Below are 19,892 nucleotides of genomic sequence, written 5' to 3' on the forward strand. Positions count from 1 at the left end.
AATTCAACAGACTTCATAAAATTTAATTTTCATGAACAAAAATATAAGCGCACTTTACCAAATTGCACAAAAAGAAACCCGAAAAATCATCGGATTAATGTCAGGAACTTCGCTTGACGGACTCGATATTGCATTATGCGAAATTTCGGGCTCAGGTCAAAATACTGCTGTTAAAGTAACTCAATTTGAAACTATCGATTACTCGGAAGACATTAAAATCGAGATCCGTAAAGTTTTTGCAAAGAAGGAAATTGATTTTCAGCATTTAGTGATGCTCAACGAATGGATTGGTATTTTGCATGCCGAAATGATAAACGCCTTTCTTAAAAAACGTACTATTTCTGCTGACGAAATTGATTTAATTGCTTCGCACGGTCAGACGGTTTTGCACGCTCCAAAGTTTTTGCATCAGCAGAAAAAATTTCCAAACGCTACTTTACAAATTGGCGATGGTGATCATATTGCAGTAAAAACAGGCATTATCACTTTATCTGATTTTAGGCAAAAACATATTGCAGCAGGTGGAGAAGGTGCTCCGTTGGCGGTTTATGGTGATTATTTTTTGTTTGGAAAAAAGGGCGAAAACCGCATTATGCTTAATATGGGCGGAATTGCCAATTTTACTTTTTTACCCGCTTCCTCAAATGCCGAAGAAACTTTTGTAACCGATACCGGAACCGGAAATACTTTAATTGATCTTTTTACAAAAAAGTATTATCCTGAAAAAAGTTACGACAAAGACGCCGAAATAGCACAACAAGGAACTGTAAATCAAGTATTATTAGACAATCTAAAAGACGATTCGTTTTTCAGCCAGGAATTTCCAAAAACCATTGGTCCGGAACTTTTTAGCGAAGCTTATGTAAAAGCAGCTTTGGCAAAAAGTAATATCGATAATATATCTCCTCCCGATTTATTGGCAACTTTAACCCGTTTTAGCGCCGAAACAATTGCCGAAGCCATTCATTATTCTGTAAAAAACAACGCTTCTAAACTCGAAGATTTCAAAATCTACATGTCAGGCGGAGGAACACATAATCCATTATTGGTAAAATGGCTAAAAGAATTATTGCCTTGTACTTTTCACAAAACTGATGAACTGGGAATTTCCGGCGATGCCAAAGAAGCCGTTTTGTTTGCCATTCTTGCCAATGAAACTGTCGCGGGAGAAGATTTTAATTTTGGTTCTCATAAAGGAATTCCATCGGTAACAATGGGGAAAATTTCATTCCCCAATTAAATAAAAATTATCGTGACTAATAATTGGCACCCATAGAAACATAGATTTGTTTTGCACATAAAAGGCGTTTCCCTTAGCATTAATGCACATAGCTATGTGTGAAGAAACGAGTTTCTTTTTTATTTCCTTTTTTTACAAAAACAAATCTATGTTTCTATGCGTTAAAAATAATTATCCAAAAACGGATTAAATAAAATAAGAAAATGAAAGATCGGATCATTTCAGTAGATGTTTTAAGAGGACTCACCGTCTTATTAATGACGGTTGTAAATAATCCGGGAAGTTGGGATTATGTTTATCCTATTCTTGATCACGCAAAATGGAATGGCTGCACGCTGGCTGATCTTGTTTTTCCTTTTTTTATTCTTGTCGTAGGAATTGCTGTTCCTTTGGCAATGTCAATAAAACAAGACAAACCAGAAAATATCTTAAAAATAATAACTCGTTCGCTTCGTATTATTTGCCTCGGATTCTTTTTATACTTTTTTAACAGCATTTATTTTTTAGAACTGGACGGATTCCCGCTTTTACTTGTACGTTTAGGAATCACATTCGTAGTTGGATACGCTTTAATTGGAGATTTCAATCTGAAAACCAAAACCATTTTAGCCATTAGTCTTTTTATAATTTTTCTGGCGCTGGCTTACGGCGGACATGAAAACTTTAAAGAAGTCAGACTTCCGGGCGTTTTACAGCGCATTGGGATTGTTTATTTCTTTGTTTCGATTATCTATTTAAGAACAACTGTAAAAACTCAAATCATTCTGAGTTCACTTATTTTGTTTGGATATTGGGCAATAATGACACTGATTCCCGTTCCCGGAATTGGCGCTCCAAATCTTGAACCAATTACTAATTTAGCTTCGTGGTTAGACAGTATTCTATTAAAAGATCATATGTATATTGCTACCAAAACATGGGATCCCGAAGGTATTTTAAGCACTTTACCAACAATCGCAAACGGATTAATTGGCTTATTGATCGGGCAATTGCTTCTGAAACCTTTACCAAAAATAGAAATCGCCAAAAAAATGGGAATCATCAGTATACTATTGATTATCTCAGGATTACTTTGGTCAATCCTTTTCCCAATAAACAAAGCACTTTGGACAAGTTCTTACGTTTTATTTACTGCCGGAATTGCGCTTTTACTTCTAACCCTTATCTATTATATTGTAGATGTATTGGAACACAAAAAATGGACAAAATTCTTATTGAGTTGGGGCGTAAATCCAATGATTGTATTCTTCGTTTCCGGAATATTGCCTCGCGCACTCGCATTAATTAAAATTCAGAACCCGGAAAATATTTCAGAACAAATAAACGTTAGAGATTATGCTTACCAATACTGGATTAGCGCTCTTTTTGAAAACCAAATGATATCGTCCCTTACTTATTCAATATTATATATACTTCTATGGAGTTGTGTTTTATGGTATTTTTATAAAAAGGGCATGATTTTTAAGGTATAATTTAAACTAAGAAACAAAGAGAACTATTCTAAAATTATAATTTCTTATACTCATCTAAAAAAACTATTTTTGGTTTCTGTTAAAAAAGATTGAAATGCATAAAAATCAGCAACTATTATTCTCTATTATATTTTTATTTTTCTTTGGATGGAAATCCAATGCGCAGGAAAGCATAATACACCCTAAAAACGAATTTAGAGGTGTCTGGATTGCGACCGTCGTAAATATCGACTGGCCCAAAACAGCCATTGATGGTGTTGAGAAAGAAAAAGCAGATTATATTGAGATTCTAGAAGCTTATAAAAAACTAAATTATAATGCGGTAATTGTTCAGGTTAGAAGTGTTGGCGATGCTCTATATCCCACAGAACTGGCTCCATGGTCGCGATTCCTGACTGGTAAAGAAGGTCAGGCACCAAATCCGTATTACGATGTATTGGCATGGATGATTGAGGAAGCTCACCAAAGAGGTTTTGAATTTCACGCTTGGTTAAACCCTTATCGTGCTACTTTTGACTTAAACAAACAACAACTGAGTCCAAATCACGACGTTTTTAAACATCCGGAATGGATGATTGAATATGGCGGAAAAATATATTATGACCCTGCTTTACCTGAAGTTCAGCAACATTTAACAAAAGTCGTAAAAGAAGTAGTGGACAAATATGATATCGATGCGATTCATTTTGATGATTATTTTTATCCTTATACCGTTCCCGGAAAAACATTTAACGATACAGCATCGTACAAAAAATATGGCGCAGGTTTAAGTATTGGCGATTGGCGTCGTGCGAATGTGAGCAACTTTGTTCACACGATTTCAACAATGATCAAAACAAGTAAACCTTGGGTTCAATTCGGGATTAGTCCGTTTGGAGTTTGGCGTAATAAATCAGCAGATCCTAAAGGTTCTGATACACAATCAACAGCAAATTATGATGATTTGTATGCAGATCCGGTTTTATGGATGGACCAAAAATGGATTGATTATATCCTACCACAATTGTATTGGAGCATGAATAATCCGAGAGCTTCTTACTCGAAATTAGTAAAATGGTGGTCAGAAAACTCTAATAATACAGCGGTTTATATTGGACACGCTTCTTATAAAATCAGAGGTGACGGTGACAAAAGCTGGAACTTTGCGACTGAAATTCCAAATCAGGTTGATTTTGCCAGAAGTTTTAAAAACGTTAGCGGAAGCGCTTATTTCAGTTCTAAATGGTTCATGGATAAAAACTTTGATGTTGTACGTTTGTTAGCAGAAAACCAGTATAAATATCCGGCACTTCCGGCTGCGGTTCCTAATTTGAAACACATCATAATTGACACACCAATTGTTAATGAATTTCAGAAAGACAGCACTAAATATTCGTTCAATATTAAATCTCCCCTAAATACAATAGTTCGCTATATGGTTGTTTATGGAGGCGACAGTATCTCAAAAATAGATATCAATGATCCTTCTAAAATAATTGATAAAATAAGAGTTTCTCAAAGCACCGGAACAATTTTGTTTTCTATCCCAGCTGAAAAAATCAATAAATATAAAGCCTGCTCTGTAACATTTATTGATTATTATGCAAATGAAAGCGCCCCAACTGCTATCGACCTAAAAAAGTCATTTAAAATCTATATCCCCGCACAGCCTAATGAAAACAGATAATAAACCCTGGTTTTGGATTCCACTTCTCAATTTTGCATCTGGTTTGCCATATGCAGTAATTATCTCAGTTTCTGTAATTATGTACAAAAAACTCGGAATCTCTAATAAAGACATTGGTCTTTATACCAGTTTATTATATCTGCCTTGGGTAATCAAACCGTTATGGAGCCCGCTTATTGAGTTAATCGGAACCAAAAGAAAATGGTTTTTGTCTATGCAATTGCTTATTTCGATTGCCTTTTTATTAGTCGGTTTTACCATTCCTACAAGCGGTTTTTTCATGATGACTTTGGCCATCTTTTGGGTTGCTGCCTTTGCTTCGGCTTCAAATGATATTGCCAGCGATGGCTTTTATTTATTGGTTTTACCTGAGGATAAACAATCTTTTTTTATCGGAATCAGAAGTACCTTTTATAGACTAGCAATGTTGGCCGGAAACGGATTAATCGTTTTATTAGCGGGATATCTCGAACATAAATACAGTGACAATACCAAAGCGTGGTCGTATACGATGATTGCTGTTGGTTTACTAATGACTTTTATAACGGTTTACAATTTTTTCTCAACACCAAAAACTGAAATAAACGCAGGCGAAAAACCTGTTGATCATAACAAACAAAGTTTTGCAAGCATTTTTGCAAGTTTCTTCAGGAAAAAACAAATTATTATAGTCCTTGCTTTTATACTATTATTCAGATTAGGAGAATCGCAATTAATTAAAATGCTGACACCCTTCTTAGTAGATCCAATTAAATATGAATTGGTTGAAACTGGATTAGACGAAGGTCAGACAAAGGCATTAGAATTATACAATTCGAAGGTTAAAAACGGAGAAAAATTATCCGATTCAGAATTACAATTACTTTATTCTAAACTGCCTATTTTAGTGGAAATGAGAGATCAAAAGAAACCACTGGCAGAAGTAGAAAATAAAGATAAACAAGAATATAAAAATGCAAACAAAGCCAGAATTGACTTTGTAGATCTATTGATTGCTAATAAAGGAAATCAAAAAACAATCAAAAAAGGCGGCATGGGACTTGAGACCGAAGATATCGGTTTGATTTATGGAACTTTTGGATTAATCGCTTTGACATTGGGTGGAATTCTAGGCGGGATTGCAATCTCAAAACAAGGTCTCACAAAATGGATGCTTCCAATGATTTTGACCATGCATTTACCTATAATTGGTTTTATCTTGTTGGCGGTTTTCCATCCGGCTTCCATTTATTATATTTATGCTGTTGTAATAATCGAACAGTTTGGTTACGGTTTTGGTTTTGCTGCTTTCATGATGTATTTGATTTATGTAGCTGAAGGAGAATCTAAAACTGCGCATTACGCTCTTGCAACCGGATTTATGGCTATGGGAATGATGTTGCCTGGTATGGTTAGCGGTTATATACAGGAATACTTAGGCTACGGAAATTTCTTTATTTGGGTATTTCTGGCTACAATTCCTGGCATTATTTTATCACGTTTTTTAATTTTCCCGAAAGATTTTGGGAAAAAATCTGAAGAAGTTTAACCCCAAATCAAACATCTTAAATATGGAATTCAACGAAAATCTGCAAGCCGAACGCAACCTAAAAGGAGCTGAGTTTGAAAAAACAGGAGATTTTGAAAAAGCAATTGAAGTATATGAAGAAAATGTCGCGGAAAGCTTTAAAGGAAATCATCCTTATGATCGATTAGCTACGATCTACAAAAACCAAAATGACCTTGAAAATGAAATTCGGGTTCTCGAAAAAGCTATTATAGTTTTTGAAGAAATCACACTCGAAGACCGACTCGAAGGTTTGCCGAAACTTTTCCGTTTTAAAAACCGACTCGAAAAAGCCTTACATACCAAAACTCAGCTCGCCAAACAAAAGAAAAGTAAGTTGAAATAAGCATAACTTTTACCCTTTTTATCATGACCAGCTTAAAAAGAACAAACTCTGACGATACTGATTTTATAAATCTGGTAGTTTTACTAGATCAGGATTTAGCTATTAGAGACGGAGAAGATCACGCCTTTTACAATCAGTTTAATAAAACCGATAAAATAAAACACGTTGTCGTTTTTTACGAAAATGATATTGCCGTAGGTTGTGGCGCTTTTAGAGAAAAAGAAAGCGACAAAGTCGAAATTAAAAGAATGTTTGTACATCCTGATTTCCGAAAAAAAGGAATTGCTTCTCAGGTTTTGGCCGAACTAGAAATTTGGGCAAAAGAAGTAGGTTATCCTTATACTATTCTCGAAACCGGCAAAAATCAGCCGGAAGCGATTAATTTATATCAAAAACTGGGTTATACTATAATTCCAAATTATCCTCCTTACGAGAAAATGGATAATAGTGTTTGCATGAAAAAGACTTTGTTAAACACATAGAAACATAGGTTTTCTGCATAAATAAAGAATAAAAAAAAGAAACAAATTTCTTTACACATAGTAGGTTCTGTGCATTTGAATAAGTGAAACACCTAATTTAATATCAAAAAAGGCTATGTCTCTATGTGTTAAAAATAATCACACCTACGGGTTTTACAATAATGAAAATGACAGCTGAAGCATTAAGACAAAAAGTGGGACAATTCTTTTTTCCTGCAGTTTTTATAAACGATACCGAAGAGAACATTCAGGAAACGGAACGTTTAATAAAAGAACACAACATTGGTGGATTGACTTTTTTTCATAGTCGTGCCAGTGCTGCAACGAACTATGAAAGCAAGAAAAAAGTTGTTTTTAATGACGATAGCTATCAAAAAATTAAAGACTTAATTGTTCGCTATCAACAAGCCGCTTCTACTCCACTTTTAATCAGTATTGATGCCGAATGGGGCTTGGCGATGCGCATCGAAAAAACACCACAATATCCGTATGCAATTACGCTTGGTGCTTTGCCGGAGAATAAATCAACTTTAGTTTATGAAGTTGGAAAACAAATTGGATTAGACCTAAAAGCTGCCGGAATTCATTATAATTTATCGCCTTTGGCAGACATTAATAACAACCCGAATAATCCCGTTATTGGCTATCGTTCTTTTGGTGAAAACAAAGAAAAAGTCGCCAATTTTGCTGTCGAATATTTAAAAGGAATGTCTGAAGTTGGAATTTTAGGCTGTCTGAAACACTTTCCCGGACACGGAAATACTAATGTCGATTCGCATTTAGGTTTACCGGTTTTAAAGGAAACTCTCGAAGAATTATTAGACAACGAATTATATCCTTTCATTAAAGGAATCGAAAATAATGTTGATTCAATCATGATCGGGCACTTAGCGGTTCCGAGTTTAAACGATGGAAAAGACACTTCGGCTACTTTATCAAAACCTATTATCGAAAACCTTTTACGCAGGCAATTGGGTTATGACGGTTTGGTTATTTCTGATGCCTTAAACATGCACAGCGTTTCTAAATTGTACGAAACAAAAGGAGAACTCGAATGGGAAGCTTTCAACGCTGGAAATGACGTTTTATGTTTTGCCGAAAATGTTCCGGAAGGAATTGAAGCGATTCTAAAAAATGCTTCGCCCGAAAGAATCGAAGAAAGTTTCAACAGAATCACGAAAGCCAAAGAAAAAGTTGGGATTATTTCTAATTCTAATTTTACTTCCGGAGAATTAAACTTCGAAAAAACAGCAGCACTGAATCTTGAAATTGCTCAGAATTCAATCACAAAAATCATTGATAATTCAAATACAGAATTAGCTTTCAAAGCTCAAAAAAGCAATCAATTAGCCAAATTGAGTTTATACAAAAATATCGAAAACACTTTCTTCAAAACCTTAAATTCAGAATTAAAATCTCCTGAGTTTGCCTTTGAAAATTTAGAGGTTTCAGATATTTCTTCGATCGAAAAAGAACTTCAAAATTTCGAAACCATAATTATTTCATTATTTGTTCCGAAAGCAAAACCAATGAACAATTTCGAAATTAATAATGAGGTTTTAGATCTTCTTTCAGGATTGCTTCAAACCAAAAAATGCATCGTTTGTGTTTTCGGAAATCCATACGTTTTACCAATAATTCCGAATCTTTCAAAGGCTTCAGGACTAATTCAGGCTTATCAGAATTTTGAAGAATTTCAAAAAGTTGCAGGAATTCAATTTTTAGAAAATAGCAATTGCAACGGAAGCCTACCTGTAAATATTGAACTTCAATAAGTTACAAAAACACTACAGCGACCCATAATTAAATACTATTACTTAATAAATATTTATAATTACATCTTATTGTAAGTAAGTCTACTTATGCCCTACTTTTGCACCAGAAATAAATTTTTAACTTAAAACGAAAAATATGTCTTTAGTAGGAAAAAAATTCCCAAGTATTGCAGTAGATGCTATCTCAGAAATGGGTGATAATTTAAAAATCAACATCCTTGAGGAAGCAGTAAACAACAACAAAAAAGTATTATTGTTTTGGTATCCAAAAGATTTCACTTTTGTATGTCCAACTGAACTACACGCCTTTCAAGCTGCATTACCTGAATTTGAAAAAAGAAATACTATCGTAATCGGAGCTTCATGTGATACAAACGAAGTTCACTTTGCTTGGTTAAACACTCCAAAAAACAACGGTGGAATCGAAGGTGTAACTTACCCAATTTTAGCTGATACAAACCGTAACTTGGCTAACATTTTAGGTATCCTTGATATCGAATCTACAGAATACAGCGAAGAAACTGACTCAGTTATCATCGAAGGTTCAAACGTAACTTACAGAGCTACTTACCTTATTGACGAAACTGGAAAAATCTTCCACGAAAGTGTTAACGATATGCCATTAGGTCGTAACGTAAACGAATACTTACGTATGGTTGATGCTTATACTCACATTCAAACTAAAGGTGAAGTTTGTCCTGCAAACTGGGAAGCTGGTAAAGAAGCTATGTCTGCTGACAGATTAAGTACTGCTGAGTATTTGAGCGCAAACTAATTTTTTATAAAGGTACAAAGGTTCATAGGTACAGAGTTGCAAAGGTTTTTGCTACTCTATAACAAAGTTCAGCAACTTTGTTCTTTGAACCTTTGCTACTTTAAAATTTTTCAAAAACATACAAAGCTACAGAGCAACAAAGATAAATGAAGTTTCAAAAACTTTGTCCCTTTGAACCTTTGCCACTTTGAACCTTAAAAAACAAAAACATGTTAATCGACTTAAACGAAGATACGTTAGCAGATTTAGTTGCTAAAAACGAAAAAGTAATAGTACAATATTCAGCTTCATGGTGTGGAAATTGCCGTATTATGAAACCAAAATTCAAAAAATTAGCAACAGAAAATGAAGCTATCACTTTTGTTTTGGTTGATGCTGAAAATTCTCCGGAATCAAGAAAATTAGCCAATGTAAGCAACTTGCCTACTTTTGCAACTTTCGTAAACGGAAAATTGGTTGGTGAAACTCAAACCAACAAACAAGAAGTTTTAATCGACTTGGTAAACGCAATCGCGTAAATCGATCGTTAGATTTTTAGACTGTTAGATTTTTCGAATCTTATCTAAAAATCGAATCATCAGTAATCTAAAAATCCAGAAAATGAAATTACCCGTAATAAAGCAATTAACCCAATTTATCGAAGAAAACGATCAGGATTATATCATTGAAACGATTGAAGTTCTGGAAGCGATGACCGAAATTCCGTCTCTAAAAGATGAAGAATTAGATGTAATTGGTGAATTAATTTCAAATATGTACGGTGCGCTTGAAGTACACAAAATGGTAGTTCAGGGCACAGACAAAAAAGAAGCTTTAAATGCGTTCATGAAACGTGTTTTAGGTTCTATCGATAAATAGATCGACCTCTTTTTCAGAGAAAAAACAAAAAAACATGACTTAAAAAACGCTTTCATTCCAAGGGAGCGTTTTTTTTTGTTCACATTGTTAGTATTCAGTCTAATCTTTGTCAAAGTTTAAAACTTTGACAAAGATAAACACAAACAAAGTCATTGCGAGGACCGAAGCAACCGCACTAGCAAAAGCAAACTTTGTAGAGTACTGAAACGAACATACTTAGTGAGATTGCTTCGTTCCTCGCAATGACAAAAAAACAGCGAAAACCCATTCAAATCCGTGTCATCCGCGTGACATCTCTACACAAACCTTCATAAAATTGCTCCTTTCCCATCAAAGACAAATCACAACGCTAATATCATAAATTATCAAATTATTCGTTATCTTAAAACTAGCCTAATTCTAGTCACAACCCATAACAAATACTTTTAGATTCAAATATTAATCCTTACTTTTGAACCTCATTAATTTAAACAAAAATCATGGCTTCAATAACATTAGGAGGAAATCCAATACATACTTCAGGCGAATTACCAACAGTTGGATCGCAACTTGCTGATTTCAAATTAGTACAAAACGATTTATCAGTTGCTTCTTTAAGCAATTTCGCTGGAAAAAAATTAGTTTTAAACATATTCCCAAGCATTGATACAGGAACTTGTGCAACTTCTGTTAGAAAATTCAACGAAAGTGCAAGCAACTTAGAGAACACTACAGTTTTATGTATCTCTAGAGATTTACCATTTGCTCAAAAACGTTTTTGTGGTGCTGAAGGTTTAGAGAATGTTATCAATTTATCTGATTTTCAAGCTGGAGATTTTGGTAAAACAAACGGTCTAGAAATCGTTGACGGGCCTTTAGCTGGTTTACATTCAAGAGCAATCATTGTTGTTGACGCTAATGGCAAAATCACACATACAGAACAAGTTGCTGAAATCGCACACGAACCAAATTACGAAGCAGCTTTAGCAGCACTATAAGACCAATAAATGGAATTTCAAAAAGATAACACCTTTGTTACAGGCCGATTAAAAAGCATGACTTATGCTTTTAACGGCGCTGTAAAACTTATTAAAACAGAGCACAGCATTATGGTTCAATTCTCACTGGGAATTGCAATGACCATTGCTGGTTTTTATTTTCATATTACTCAAATCGAATGGCTTTGTCAAACATTGGCAATCGGTTTAGTTTTAAGTGTTGAAGGACTGAATACAGCTGTAGAAAAAATAGCTGATTTTATTCATCCTGATTACAGCAAACGAATCGGATTTATAAAAGATATTGCGGCTGGAGCAGTATTTTTTGCTGCAATGACAGCAATAGCAATAGGCTTGATTATTTATATACCAAAATTTATATAGGCAATAGGAAACCCCAATAATGGCAAAAACAACCAAAAAAGAAACTTTAGACAAAAAAAACGAACCAAAAGCTGAGACGATAAAGTCCTGGAAATTAACCAAACAACAAAAGTTTGTTTTGGGATGCCTTTTGATACTCTTTTCAGTTGCATTATTAGTAGCATTCATTTCTTTTTACGTCAACGGACAATGGCAATCTGACCAAAGTGCGGTTACCCAACTTGGTGATCGTTCAGAAGTCGTAGAAAACTGGCTCGGAAAATTCGGAGCTTTTCTTGCTGATTTGATCGTGTACAGAGGATTCGGAATCGCTTCTTTTGTATTGGTGCGCCTATTTTTCCTTACTGGAATGTTTTTAGCATTAGAATTATCTCTAAAAAAGCTGAAAAACATCTGGTTTTGGGACTTATTTGCTATTATTATTGTTTCTGTTCTATTTGGATTTTTCGCCACTTCAGCTCCTGAACTTGGCGGAACAATTGGTTATGAACTGAATTTATTTCTTCAGGATTACATCGGAAAAACAGGGACTTTACTGACCTTACTTTTCGGATTAATCGTTTATCTGATTTTCAAAATCAAACTATCGCCGGAGAAAATTCAATCTTACTTTGATTCTACTAAAAAAGAATTCAGCTCTGAATTAAATTCCATAAAAAAGCCTCAGGAACCTGAAAGCGCTTACAATCTGGAAGAATTTGCTATTGAGGAAGATGATTCTGAATTAGACAATATTCATTTAAAATCTGATGTTAGTCAATTCGAAATCAACAAAGAGGCTTTAAAACCGACTATCTCAAATTCATCAGAAATCGATTTGAATCCGGTTATAAAACCAGTTCAAATGGACATCAATCCGGTAATAACCAAAGCTCCGGTTCACAGCGAAGAATTGGTTATCGAAAAACCGGAAGAAGAAGATATTATCGAAGAAAACCTGGCTTCTCGCCTTGTTGCTGATTTTGGATTGTTTGATCCAACTTTAGATTTATCGAATTATAAATTCCCAACAATCGATTTATTAAAAGAATATTCGACTGGCGGAATTACGATTAATCAGGAAGAATTAGAAGAAAATAAAAACAAGATTGTAGATACACTTCGTAACTACAAAATTGAAATTGCACAGATTAAAGCAACCGTTGGTCCATCTGTAACTTTATACGAAATTGTACCGGAAGCGGGAATCAGAATCTCTAAAATTAAAAGTTTAGAAGATGATATCGCCTTATCTCTTTCAGCATTAGGAATTCGTATTATTGCGCCAATTCCAGGAAAAGGAACTATTGGTATCGAGGTTCCGAATAAGAATCCAACCATGGTTTCTATGAAAAGTGTTATTGGATCTGCAAAATTCCAGGAAGCTGAAATGGAGTTACCAATTGCTTTAGGAAAAACAATTTCGAACGAAACTTTTGTTGTCGATCTAGCCAAAATGCCTCACTTATTGATGGCAGGAGCTACTGGACAAGGAAAATCTGTTGGTTTGAATGCTGTTTTGACTTCTCTTTTATACAAAAAACACCCTGCCGAAGTAAAATTCGTTTTGGTGGATCCGAAAAAAGTAGAGCTTACACTTTTTAATAAAATAGAAAGACATTATTTAGCCAAACTTCCAGATACCGAAGATGCTATTATTACAGATAATGCAAAAGTGGTTAACACTTTAAACTCACTTTGTGTTGAAATGGACAACCGTTATTCTTTATTAAAAGATGCAATGGTTCGTAATATCAAGGAATACAATGATAAATTTAAAGCCCGAAAACTAAATCCAGAAGCCGGACATAGATTCTTACCTTATATTATATTAGTTGTCGATGAGTTCGCCGATTTGATTATGACTGCTGGTAAAGAAGTCGAAATTCCTATTGCGCGTTTGGCTCAGTTGGCGCGTGCGATTGGTATTCACTTGATTATCGCAACACAAAGACCATCTGTAAATGTTATTACAGGTTTGATTAAAGCGAATTTCCCTGCGAGAATTGCTTTTAGAGTAACGTCAAAAATTGACTCGAGAACTATTCTTGACACACAAGGTGCCGATCAGTTAATTGGTCGTGGAGATTTATTATATACCAACGGAAATGATGTCGTACGTGTACAGTGTGCATTTATTGACACTCCTGAGGTCGAAAAAATTACGGATTTTATTGGTTCGCAAAAAGCTTATGCCACAGCTTATTTGCTTCCAGAGTTTGTTGGAGAAGAAACTGGCATTAATCTTGATATGGATATTTCCGACAGAGATACCTTATTTAGAGAAGCTGCTGAGATTATTGTCAACGCACAACAAGGTTCAGCTTCATTATTGCAGAGAAAATTAAAATTAGGATACAACAGAGCCGGTCGTTTGATCGATCAGCTGGAAGCAGCTGGAATTGTTGGCCCATTTGAAGGCAGTAAAGCGCGAAGCGTGAACATATCTGATTTAAGTGCTCTTGATCAATTTTTTAATAATGAACAAAATTAATCCAATCATGAAAACAAAAATTCAAGAAATCAACCACAATTCTATCGCAAACATGACGAAAAAGTGTCTTCAAATGGCAATTATCTTGCTTTTGAGCTTCACTTCTATTCAAGCTCAGGATAAAAAAGCAAAAGATTTATTGAACGAAGTGACTTCTAAAATAAAAAACTACGACAACATTGTTATAGATTTCAAATATTCTTTGAATAATGCCAAAGAAAACATCAATCAGGACAGCAAAGGAAATGTGACTATGAAAGGCAATCAATATGTATTGAATTTTATGGGCGTTACTAAAATATTCGACGGACAAAAAACATACACTATAAATCCTGAAGACGAAGAAGTTACTGTTTCTAAAGTAAATGAGAAAGATGATAGCGCGATCACGCCTTCAAAAATGCTTACTTTCTTTAATTCCGGATACAAATACAATATGGACATTGTTCAAAATGTTAAAGGAAGAAAAATTCAATATATCAAATTAGCTCCTACAAATACAAAAGACCAAAGAAAAGAGATTCTTTTAGGTATTGATGTACAAACAAAACACATCTATAATTTGATTGAAACTGGAAAAAACGGAACAAAAACAACTTTAACCGTTAATTCTTTTAAAACCAATCAGCCTTTATCAAAAAATCAATTTACATTTGTAGCGAGCAAATATCCAAAGTACTACATCAATAAATTAGATTAATTCAAGGTTGAAAATTTTAGACAAATACTTACTAAAAACATTCTTACTTACATTTACTACGGTATTTGTAATCCTATTTTTCATATTCATACTTCAAACCGTATGGCTTTTTATCGCAGAACTTGCGGGTAAAGACCTCGATTTGATATTGGTTTTAAAATTCCTTTTATTCTCGATGCCTAGAATTATTCCGTTAGTTTTACCACTATCGGTTTTATTGGCATCGATTATGTCTTTTGGAAATTTAGCCGAAAACTACGAATTCGCAGCAATGAAATCTTCAGGAATTTCATTGCAAAGAGCGATGAGAGTTCTAATCGTTTTTATATTCTTCTTAAGTATAGTAGCATTTTGGTTTGCCAATAATGTGATTCCTTATGCCGAATATAAATTTGTCAATTTCAGAAAAAACATCGCACAGGCAAAACCCGCAATGGCAATTGCCGAAGGTCAGTTTAACGACGTTGGCTTTTACAACATTAAGGTAAATAAAAAGTCAGGTGAAAACGGAAATATTCTTACTGGAGTTACCATCCATGAGAAACCCAATAATATGGGAGAAAACAAAACTGTCATCAAAGCAAAAGATGGTAAATTAATCAGTAATGAAAAGTCGAGTATCTTAAAACTAGTCTTAAATGATGGTTATTACTACCAAGATGTTACTCCTAAAAAATACGAAGATCGTTCTAAACTTCCTTTTGTAAAAGGTAAGTTTAAAAAACAGATCATCAATATTGACTTATCTGAATTAAATAAAGTCGACGATGACAAAGAAAGCATAAACGGTACAAACGCAATGCTAAATGTTAACGAACTGCGCTATACTCTGGATTCCTTAAACAAGAATCTAAATAACGAAATTCTTTCTTTTTCAGAAAACATAAATCAACGTGTTGGAATTAGGAAATCTGCAATACCTGTAAAAGTAGATAGTACTAAAAAGAAAAAACCGTTACCAAACGATCTTTTATCTTTATACAAAAACAAACAAAAGGCAGAAATAATAAGAATGGCCAGCAGTAATGTGACCAGTAATATTTACTCTATTGAATCAACTCAGAAAGATTTAAAAGATAAACAACGAGAAATCAACAAACATTTAACGGCTCTTTACGAGAAGTTTGTAATTGCTTTTGCGTGTTTTTTAATGTTTTTCATTGGCGCTCCATTAGGTGCTATTATTCGCAAAGGTGGACTTGGCTTACCGATTGTCTTTGCCGTTTTGATTTTTATTACTTTCCATTTCATTAATACTTTCGGAAAAAGACTTTCACAAGAAGGCGGTATGACTCCATTTATGGGTTCATGGATGTCTTCGTTTATATTATTGCCATTAGCCATATTATTAACGTATCGTGCAACAAACGATAACGGATTAATTAACTTTGATGCAATTATAACCCCAATATCACAACTATTTCAAAAAATTTCCGAGCGCTTTTTCCCCGCTCAAAATCCACAATAATTATGTCAACAACAAAAATACAACTGAATACCATTGAAGAAGCTATAGAAGATATTCGTCAAGGTAAAGTAATCATTGTAGTCGATGATGAAGATCGTGAAAACGAAGGTGATTTTTTGGCGGCAGCCGAAAAAGTAACGCCGGAAATGATCAATTTTATGGCTACTCACGGACGTGGTTTAATTTGCGCTCCACTAACAGAAAGTCGTTGTAAAGAATTGGATTTAAGACCTATGGTCAGCAATAATACAGATCACATGGAAACTGCTTTTACAGTATCTGTAGATCTAAAAGGACATGGGGTAACTACTGGAATTTCAGCAGCAGACAGATCTAAAACTGTATTAGCGTTGACAGATCCAAATGTTAAACCACATGAATTAGCAAGACCTGGACATATTTTTCCCTTGGTAGCTAAACAAGGTGGGGTTTTAAGAAGAACTGGGCATACTGAAGCTGCAATTGATTTTGCAAGATTAGCCGGATTTAAATCTGCCGGTGTTATCTGCGAAATTCTAAACGAAGACGGAACAATGTCTCGTTTACCTGAATTGATAAAAGTAGCTAAGAAATTCAATCTTAAGTTAGTTTCTATTGAAGACTTGGTTGCTTACAGAATGCAACACGACAGTTTGATTGTTAAAAAAGAAGATTTTGATATCGAGACTCGTTTTGGAACTTTTAGATTAAGAGCTTACGAGCAAACTACAAATAAACAAATTCATATTGCTTTAACTAAAGGAACATGGAATCTTGGAGATCCAATCTTAACCAGAATCCACTCTTCTCAGGTAAATAATGACTTATTAGGTACTTTAACCAACAATGCTGAACAACAATTAGACGGCATGTTTAAAGTCATTAATGAAAACGGAAAAGGTGCTGTTATTTTCATCAATCAGGATATGCAGGCAGTAAACTTATTGAGTCGTATCTCTGAACTTAAAGCTTTACAGGCCGAAGGAACAATGAAAGCTCCTAAAGTAATCATTGATAGCAAAGACTACGGAATTGGCGCTCAAATTTTGCACGATATTGATATTTCTAAAATTAGATTGGTATCAAATACAGAGCAAACAAAACGCGTTGGAATGATTGGATACGGACTTGAAATTACTGAATACGTAAGTTATTAATATGGGAACATTAGAAGAGAGAATTATAAAATCTGAGACGCATATATTCAAAGCGGTTTTTCCGAGTACTACGAATCATTATGACACTTTATTTGGAGGAACTGCGCTTCATTTGATGGACGAAGTAGCTTTTATTTGTGCTACGAGATTCAGCAGAAAAAAAGTAGTAACAATTTCTACAGGCCAAATTGATTTTAAAAAGGCAATTCCAGCCGGAACTTTAATCGAATTAGTAGCGAAAGTTATGAGCGTAGGAAGAACAAGCTGTAAAATTCACGTGGATATTTTCATGGAACAAATGTATACAGAGCTTCGCGAAACGGTAGTTTCAGGAACTTTTTCGTTTGTTGCGGTTGACGAAAACAAAAAACCAGTGCCAATTTTAGATGATTTGAAGTAATTTTTCAAAAAACTCTTTTTCGGAAATACTGATAGTTAGACACTTAAAAATTAACTTAAAAAAATAGCCGAAAAAGTTTTTATAATCGGAAAAGCGCACTATATTTGCACTCGCAATCAGCAAATGATCGCGACATACTGGAGAAATGGCAGAGCGGTCGAATGCGGCAGTCTTGAAAACTGTTGACTGTAACAGGTCCGGGGGTTCGAATCCCTCTTTCTCCGCCAGTAGAAGTTTCAAAAGAAACTTTAAAAATCAAAAGCCTTTAAACACTAGTGTTTAAAGGCTTTTTTGTTTTTGCAAACTTTTCAAAAAGCACATGTTTTATCAAAGAATGGTGGCACAATTAGTGACCCACTTTTTTTGAGATCTTTTTTCTCAAAATTGGACCACTAAAACAAAAGAATTCCCCAGGAATTCCCTAATGTTAATGGGCTCTCTTAAAATTATTAATTCAATTTGATTATTAATTTTAAAATTAGATAACATGTTAAAAACAATTTTTCTGCTAAAATCCGGCAGAGTTAATCGAGATGGAGAAAGCTCTATTATTCTAAGACTTTCTTATAAAAACAAAATAATTACAATCGCCTCGGGAAAATATATCTCGAAAGAAAAATGGATCCAGACGAGCCATCTGAAAAATACCCTGAAGGCGGAAAAAGAAAAGGTAATCAAAAGCTCTCTAGATCTCATGCAGCTTAATGCCGAAAAGAAGTTTACAGAACTTTTCCGAATTGATCCTGACGTTGATCTGGAATTACTAAAAGCTGAACTTACTGGAAAAGTCAAAATCGGCCAGCCTCAAGGGTCTTCTATAATTTCAATTATGGAAACATACAATATATTCTTCACCAAAAGAGTTAATTCTGGAGAACGCGCAGCAGCTTCACTACAGAAGTACAAAAGAGCAAAGGATTTACTTTTGGATTTCATCACCAGCGCCTACAAAAAGGAAGATATGCCAGCATCTGAAATATCAAGCTCGTTTGTCTTCAAACTGGAACAGTTCCTTAAATACGAGAGCAGTTTTAAAGACCAGACAGGCATCAAAAACAATTCGGTGGTAAAGTATATGAAAATGTATAAAACTGTCTGCAATTATGCCGTCAAAATGGATTTGATCATTAAAAATCCCTTCAACGTTTATGACGGAAGGTTAAGCGTAAAAGATGCTGTTTTCCTAACCCAGCTGGAACTGAATGCGGTCGAGAATAAAATATTTTCAACGCCCCGTCTGGAAAAGGTCAAGGACATATTTCTTTTCAGCTGCTACACAGGATATGCACCTGTCGATGCAATGGATCTAACTGAAAGAAACTTATCTGAAGATTCTACTGGAAATTTATGGATTATGACCAGCAGAGCTAAAACTGCCATTAGAGCCAATGTTCCAGTACTGCCTACAGTAGAGAAAATTATTTCTAAATATAAAAACCAGCAGAAAGGTCTTATTCCCAAAATTTCCAATCAGAAAATGAATGCCTATCTTAAAGAAATAGCTGATGCCTGCAGCATAGACAAACATCTTACATGGTATATTGCCAGACACACATTTGCAACCACTGTAACCTTAGGAAACGGAGTAAGACTCGAGAATGTTTCTGCAATGATGGGACATACCAATACCAAGCAGACGCAGCACTATGCAAAAGTTTTGGATGTAAACATTATGGAAGATATGGAGAAACTGAAATCTAAGTTTAGGTGATGTTTTTTTTTAGAAAGGGATTCCTGAATTTGCTACCTCTTTTAAAACTTTGATAAAATTTAAAACAAAAAAAAAGGCTATTTGTTGGACGTTAAATAAACTAACGAACCCTACAAAACATTTAAATTGTGTCCGCACTGCGGACACAATTTAAATGAGCAAAAAAGTTATATTCCTTTTAGTTTTTTTTTACTGAATAAAGATTATCCAAATCTCTCAACACTGTTGAGAGATTTCAGCTAGACAGAGACTTTCTGTTTGCAGGTGAAGAATATAATTTTCAGTTCGAAAACAATGACCTCTATATTCAACAGCAAACTACAAATTTAATAAATCTATCTTTTCTAAACATTTCTAATTGCGTCCGCAACGCGGACGCAATTAGAAAAATAAATAAAATTGCCAAATAAGAGTCATAATAACACTGGAATTATCACAATTTCGCAATAGAAGTTAAGGTCTAATTTTACTGATTTTCATCAG

The 19,892-nt window shown here is 34.4% G+C and carries 18 protein-coding genes and 1 tRNA gene; all 19 read left to right on the top strand.

The window, feature by feature from the left end; translation table 11 throughout:
• Positions 1 to 31 precede the first annotated feature (31 nt).
• The 19 genes from LPB88_RS18730 to LPB88_RS18820 all read left to right on the top strand — a co-directional run bounded on the left by LPB88_RS18730 (position 32) and on the right by LPB88_RS18820 (position 19,409).
• Positions 32 to 1,240 carry an anhydro-N-acetylmuramic acid kinase gene (locus LPB88_RS18730; protein WP_230717204.1) on the top strand — a complete coding sequence of 403 codons (1,209 nt, stop codon included), beginning with the start codon at positions 32 to 34 and terminating at the stop codon, positions 1,238 to 1,240.
• Positions 1,241 to 1,443: 203 nt separating this feature from the next.
• The gene (locus LPB88_RS18735; RefSeq protein ID WP_230717205.1) at positions 1,444 to 2,712 is read left to right on the top strand and encodes an acyltransferase family protein; all 1,269 of its coding nucleotides are present in this window, start codon (positions 1,444 to 1,446) and stop codon (positions 2,710 to 2,712) included.
• 94 nt (positions 2,713 to 2,806) lie between these two features.
• A complete protein-coding gene (locus tag LPB88_RS18740; protein ID WP_230717206.1) occupies positions 2,807 to 4,378 on the top strand; it encodes a glycoside hydrolase family 10 protein in 1,572 nt (523 codons plus the stop codon).
• Entirely contained in the window at positions 4,365 to 5,906 is a 1,542-nt protein-coding gene (locus tag LPB88_RS18745) for an MFS transporter (protein WP_230717207.1), read from the top strand. Before LPB88_RS18740 ends, LPB88_RS18745 begins: the two co-directional genes overlap by 14 nt.
• A gap of 22 nt (positions 5,907 to 5,928) precedes the next feature.
• Positions 5,929 to 6,270, top strand: coding sequence for a hypothetical protein (locus tag LPB88_RS18750; protein ID WP_230717208.1), 342 nt, complete (start codon positions 5,929 to 5,931; stop codon positions 6,268 to 6,270).
• Between the two features lie 23 nt (positions 6,271 to 6,293).
• A complete protein-coding gene (locus tag LPB88_RS18755; protein ID WP_230717209.1) occupies positions 6,294 to 6,752 on the top strand; it encodes a GNAT family N-acetyltransferase in 459 nt (152 codons plus the stop codon).
• Positions 6,753 to 6,919: 167 nt separating this feature from the next.
• Positions 6,920 to 8,527 carry a glycoside hydrolase family 3 protein gene (locus LPB88_RS18760; RefSeq protein ID WP_370635873.1) on the top strand — a complete coding sequence of 536 codons (1,608 nt, stop codon included), beginning with the start codon at positions 6,920 to 6,922 and terminating at the stop codon, positions 8,525 to 8,527.
• A gap of 136 nt (positions 8,528 to 8,663) precedes the next feature.
• The gene (locus tag LPB88_RS18765; RefSeq protein WP_089352815.1) at positions 8,664 to 9,302 is read left to right on the top strand and encodes a peroxiredoxin; all 639 of its coding nucleotides are present in this window, start codon (positions 8,664 to 8,666) and stop codon (positions 9,300 to 9,302) included.
• 209 nt (positions 9,303 to 9,511) lie between these two features.
• Positions 9,512 to 9,820 carry a co-chaperone YbbN gene (locus LPB88_RS18770; protein WP_230717211.1) on the top strand — a complete coding sequence of 103 codons (309 nt, stop codon included), beginning with the start codon at positions 9,512 to 9,514 and terminating at the stop codon, positions 9,818 to 9,820.
• A gap of 82 nt (positions 9,821 to 9,902) precedes the next feature.
• Positions 9,903 to 10,160: a hypothetical protein gene (locus LPB88_RS18775; RefSeq protein WP_017495510.1), complete on the top strand. Its 258-nt coding sequence runs from the start codon at positions 9,903 to 9,905 to the stop codon at positions 10,158 to 10,160.
• A 479-nt stretch (positions 10,161 to 10,639) separates the two neighbouring features.
• Positions 10,640 to 11,137, top strand: a complete 498-nt coding sequence (gene tpx / locus LPB88_RS18780) for a thiol peroxidase (protein WP_230717212.1) — start codon at positions 10,640 to 10,642, stop codon at positions 11,135 to 11,137.
• Between the two features lie 9 nt (positions 11,138 to 11,146).
• On the top strand, positions 11,147 to 11,521 hold the full coding sequence (locus LPB88_RS18785; protein ID WP_089352817.1) for a diacylglycerol kinase: 375 nt from the start codon (positions 11,147 to 11,149) through the stop codon (positions 11,519 to 11,521).
• 19 nt (positions 11,522 to 11,540) lie between these two features.
• Positions 11,541 to 13,994 carry a DNA translocase FtsK gene (locus tag LPB88_RS18790; protein WP_230717213.1) on the top strand — a complete coding sequence of 818 codons (2,454 nt, stop codon included), beginning with the start codon at positions 11,541 to 11,543 and terminating at the stop codon, positions 13,992 to 13,994.
• A gap of 7 nt (positions 13,995 to 14,001) precedes the next feature.
• Positions 14,002 to 14,694, top strand: a complete 693-nt coding sequence (locus LPB88_RS18795) for an outer membrane lipoprotein carrier protein LolA (protein ID WP_230717214.1) — start codon at positions 14,002 to 14,004, stop codon at positions 14,692 to 14,694.
• A 7-nt stretch (positions 14,695 to 14,701) separates the two neighbouring features.
• A complete protein-coding gene (locus LPB88_RS18800; RefSeq protein ID WP_230717215.1) occupies positions 14,702 to 16,162 on the top strand; it encodes an LptF/LptG family permease in 1,461 nt (486 codons plus the stop codon).
• Between the two features lie 2 nt (positions 16,163 to 16,164).
• Complete coding sequence (gene ribB, locus LPB88_RS18805) at positions 16,165 to 17,298, top strand: 3,4-dihydroxy-2-butanone-4-phosphate synthase (protein ID WP_230717216.1); 1,134 nt, start codon at positions 16,165 to 16,167, stop codon at positions 17,296 to 17,298.
• 1 nt (position 17,299) lies between these two features.
• Positions 17,300 to 17,698, top strand: coding sequence for an acyl-CoA thioesterase (locus LPB88_RS18810; protein WP_230717217.1), 399 nt, complete (start codon positions 17,300 to 17,302; stop codon positions 17,696 to 17,698).
• 139 nt (positions 17,699 to 17,837) lie between these two features.
• A tRNA-Ser gene (locus LPB88_RS18815) sits at positions 17,838 to 17,925 on the top strand.
• Between the two features lie 260 nt (positions 17,926 to 18,185).
• Entirely contained in the window at positions 18,186 to 19,409 is a 1,224-nt protein-coding gene (locus LPB88_RS18820; RefSeq protein WP_230717218.1) for a site-specific integrase, read from the top strand.
• The last annotated feature ends 483 nt before the right edge of the window (positions 19,410 to 19,892 follow it).

Origin of the sequence: Flavobacterium sp. JAS (assembly GCF_020991455.1) — a bacterium.
Lineage (GTDB): Bacteria > Bacteroidota > Bacteroidia > Flavobacteriales > Flavobacteriaceae > Flavobacterium.

Coding starts and splice junctions, on each gene's coding strand:
- LPB88_RS18735 (WP_230717205.1), top strand. CDS start 1,444: ATGAAAGATCGGATCATTTCAGTAGATGTTTTAAGAGGACTCACCGTC.
- LPB88_RS18770 (WP_230717211.1), top strand. CDS start 9,512: ATGTTAATCGACTTAAACGAAGATACGTTAGCAGATTTAGTTGCTAAA.
- LPB88_RS18730 (WP_230717204.1), top strand. CDS start 32: ATGAACAAAAATATAAGCGCACTTTACCAAATTGCACAAAAAGAAACC.
- LPB88_RS18755 (WP_230717209.1), top strand. CDS start 6,294: ATGACCAGCTTAAAAAGAACAAACTCTGACGATACTGATTTTATAAAT.
- LPB88_RS18795 (WP_230717214.1), top strand. CDS start 14,002: ATGAAAACAAAAATTCAAGAAATCAACCACAATTCTATCGCAAACATG.
- ribB (WP_230717216.1), top strand. CDS start 16,165: ATGTCAACAACAAAAATACAACTGAATACCATTGAAGAAGCTATAGAA.
- LPB88_RS18765 (WP_089352815.1), top strand. CDS start 8,664: ATGTCTTTAGTAGGAAAAAAATTCCCAAGTATTGCAGTAGATGCTATC.
- LPB88_RS18785 (WP_089352817.1), top strand. CDS start 11,147: ATGGAATTTCAAAAAGATAACACCTTTGTTACAGGCCGATTAAAAAGC.
- LPB88_RS18820 (WP_230717218.1), top strand. CDS start 18,186: ATGTTAAAAACAATTTTTCTGCTAAAATCCGGCAGAGTTAATCGAGAT.
- LPB88_RS18760 (WP_370635873.1), top strand. CDS start 6,920: ATGACAGCTGAAGCATTAAGACAAAAAGTGGGACAATTCTTTTTTCCT.
- LPB88_RS18810 (WP_230717217.1), top strand. CDS start 17,300: ATGGGAACATTAGAAGAGAGAATTATAAAATCTGAGACGCATATATTC.
- LPB88_RS18745 (WP_230717207.1), top strand. CDS start 4,365: ATGAAAACAGATAATAAACCCTGGTTTTGGATTCCACTTCTCAATTTT.
- LPB88_RS18750 (WP_230717208.1), top strand. CDS start 5,929: ATGGAATTCAACGAAAATCTGCAAGCCGAACGCAACCTAAAAGGAGCT.
- LPB88_RS18740 (WP_230717206.1), top strand. CDS start 2,807: ATGCATAAAAATCAGCAACTATTATTCTCTATTATATTTTTATTTTTC.
- LPB88_RS18790 (WP_230717213.1), top strand. CDS start 11,541: ATGGCAAAAACAACCAAAAAAGAAACTTTAGACAAAAAAAACGAACCA.
- LPB88_RS18775 (WP_017495510.1), top strand. CDS start 9,903: ATGAAATTACCCGTAATAAAGCAATTAACCCAATTTATCGAAGAAAAC.
- tpx (WP_230717212.1), top strand. CDS start 10,640: ATGGCTTCAATAACATTAGGAGGAAATCCAATACATACTTCAGGCGAA.